The organism is Sodalis-like endosymbiont of Proechinophthirus fluctus (genome assembly GCF_001602625.1).
Taxonomy (GTDB): domain Bacteria; phylum Pseudomonadota; class Gammaproteobacteria; order Enterobacterales; family Enterobacteriaceae.
Genome location: NZ_LECR01000026.1, coordinates 26,730 through 29,268 on the forward strand (window position 1 = coordinate 26,730; position 2,539 = coordinate 29,268).

Annotated in this window: 2 protein-coding genes; both read right to left on the bottom strand. The window is 51.9% G+C overall.

Features of this window, described 5'->3' with window-relative positions:
* Positions 1-1,107: 1,107 nt before the first annotated feature.
* On the bottom strand, positions 1,108-1,626 hold the full coding sequence (gene fabA, locus BG74_RS03355; protein ID WP_066596607.1) for a bifunctional 3-hydroxydecanoyl-ACP dehydratase/trans-2-decenoyl-ACP isomerase: 519 nt from the start codon (positions 1,624-1,626) through the stop codon (positions 1,108-1,110).
* A gap of 60 nt (positions 1,627-1,686) precedes the next feature.
* Positions 1,687-2,539, bottom strand: an 853-nt coding sequence (locus tag BG74_RS03360; RefSeq protein ID WP_305809566.1) for a S16 family serine protease, incomplete at its 5' end; no start/stop codon positions are given.

Here is a 2,539-nt window from a genome sequence, read left to right on the forward strand (position 1 = left end):
CGTATCCAGTTGGACAGCGATCGTTTGGGTTAGCTGAGCGCCGGCGGATCCAGTACGGGCTGCGCCTCCAACGGGGCAGGGATAGTTCGCCACGTCATTTCGCGCCGACAGCCACGCTGCCCGTCGGCAACTTTGAGTCTCACAGGTATCCGGTCGCAGATTTTCTGGCCGGAAACGAATTGGTCCATCAAACAGTGCCGTGCAGTACATCACGGCCCGCAATAATCTGTCGGCCAGTCCGTTGAACAGCAGTTATAGCAATCGCTGGTGGCGAATTTAAGCGCCGTGCTAACGGGACTTTGGTGTTGCAACCCATCGGCGGCAGTGGTGACAGCGACCAACTAGCAGTGACCATCACCGGTCTCCGCGGCCGTTACAATGGGCCCGCAGTCGTCCAGGGGTGTAGATTCTGACCCACGACGGACGCATCATCCGACAGCCGTTTAACCTGGACTATGCCCCAGGAAAAGGATATCCATGACGCGCTGGCACGTACGCTAACACAGGGCTAGAAAACGGTCGGGCGTAGGCAGCGAAAGAATTTGTAGCTATAAAATAATAGTTATTTATTGTAAATAGTTACATTAGCTGCTAGCTATAGTAGCCGGCGTACGCTGAGGTTGCCGACACAAGAGGAAACCTCAGCAGATTATCCCGACCCGCGTTATTTTTAGGGCTGAGAGAGATTTGTCAATTTTGCTATACCTAGATGACAATTTGATGACGTAGTGTTTTGATATTCGGTGATTTTCTCGTTGAAGATTAGATGTATTCTCATTGCTAGAGGTTACCGTTTTCTTTTAACCAGTCAAGATGATGAGGGATATCCCTATGAAAAGACAAAAAAGAGATCGCCTTGAGAACATGCTCATTCACGCGGCTATAAAGCAGGGTCGGGTCTATCAGGGCGTACCTGTACCTGTGAGCTTTTTTCATATTAATTATTTAACGAATGCTCTCACTAGTTGAGAGGCTGGCGCAAAGCCATGGAAGACCAGTCTGTCATCTGATCTGTCACTAGAGAATAACCTCCATCTGGCGCTGAGGTTTTTTCGGATGCCGCCGGCACGCTCCGGCAGAAGTCGACGCCATACCGGCGGTTAAGCATCAGAAAGACGCGGTATCTTTAAACAGGCCGACTTTCAAATCGCTCGCGGTATAAATGACGGTACCGTCGCACAGCACTTCGCCGTCAGCCATGCCCATCACCAGCTTGCGATTAATCACACGGCGGAAATGAATGCGATAAGTCACTTTTTTCGCGCTCGGCAAAATCTGCCCAGTGAATTTCACTTCGCCTACGCCCAGTGCGCGACCTTTGCCTTCGCCGCCCAGCCATCCCAAATAGAAACCCACTAACTGCCACATGGCGTCCAGACTCAAACAGCCAGGCATCACCGGATCGCCGACAAAATGGCAGCCGAAGAACCACATATCCGGGTGAATATCTAGTTCTGCTTCTACAAAACCTTTATTGTAATTACCGCCATCTTCGGTCATTTTAACCACCCGATCCATCATCAGCATATTCGGCGCCGGCAACTGCGGTCCCTCTTTTCCGAACAATTCGCCGCGGCTGGACGCCAGCAGATCTTCTTTGGTATAGGATTCGCATTTATCTACCATATTTCTCTAAACCTTAATTATTAAGTCCCGCACATTACCTGCAGGCCGCTGACAATTCTCTTAGCTCTGGTTAAGCCAGTTTAGCCAGCGGAAGCCCCAGGGCAAACGTTGCCGTTCGTACAGATTAACATTGGCGATACGCTCGCGTATCGAAGCAAGAAGACTTGGACGCTTGTCATGGTCAAACGGCATCGCGGTCAAGATTTCCAACGTTTCATTGATAGTTTCCACTGCCCAGAGGGAAAATTTCCCTTCGCGTACCGCCTCGATGACATCGTCATTGAGGCAAAGATGACGCACATTAGCGGTAGGAAAAATAACCCCTTGGGCGCCGGTCAGCTTACGCGCCTGACACAGGGAAAAGAAGCCTTCTATTTTCTCATTGATACCACCGATGGGCTGTACGCGGCCGAATTGATCCACTGAGCCGGTGACGGCGATTTGCTGATTGATGGGTTTATTCGCCAGGGCACTAATCAGTGCTATCCCTTCCGCCAGCGAGGCGCTATCCCCGTCTACCTCGCTATAGGATTGCTCGAAGACCATCGAGGCGGAGAAGGGCATCTGTTGGTTGAGTTTCAGCGCCGACATTAAAAACGCCTTCATGATCATAATGCCCTTGGCGTGAATATTACCACCCAGTTCCGCCTTGCGCTCCACGTCATTGATTTCTCCATCGCCAAAATGGACCACGCAGCTAATGCGCGATGGCTCACCGAACGGCAGCGGGTGGCCCGGAAAATCCAGCACAGAAAGGGCATTGACCTGGCCGATAACCTGCCCCTCGGTTTCCACCATGATCTGGCCTTCGGCGATTTCGTCTTGCATACGCTCACTGAGATAACTCTCGCGCCAGACACGGGTGCGTTCACTGTCGGTAAACGCCGCTGCGGTCAGCGCCTGCTGGGAGCCG